The sequence below is a fragment of the Tropicimonas sp. TH_r6 genome (assembly GCF_033101155.1).
In the GTDB taxonomy this organism is placed as follows: domain Bacteria; phylum Pseudomonadota; class Alphaproteobacteria; order Rhodobacterales; family Rhodobacteraceae; genus Tropicimonas.
In genome coordinates, this window is record NZ_JAWMPX010000113.1 from 1 (window position 1) to 216 (window position 216).

Here is a 216-nt window from a genome sequence, read left to right on the forward strand (position 1 = left end):
CTCGACGGGTTCTTCGGTCGTGGCGACGAAGGTCTCGATGGGGTCTTCGGACGCGGTGTCGAATGCCTCGACGGGGTCTTCGGTCGTGGCGACGAAGGTCTCGATGGGTTCTTCGGACGTGGTGTCGAAGGTCTCGACGGGTTCTTCGGTCGTGGCGACGAAGGTCTCGATGGGGTCTTCGGACGCGGTGTCGAATGCCTCGACGGGTTCTTCGGA

1 protein-coding gene is annotated in these 216 nt (G+C 63.0%); it reads right to left on the bottom strand.

Translation table 11 applies throughout. The features are described from left to right. Positions 1–216: hypothetical protein (locus R3X27_RS25620; protein WP_317711741.1), on the bottom strand; the 216-nt coding region annotated here is incomplete at both ends.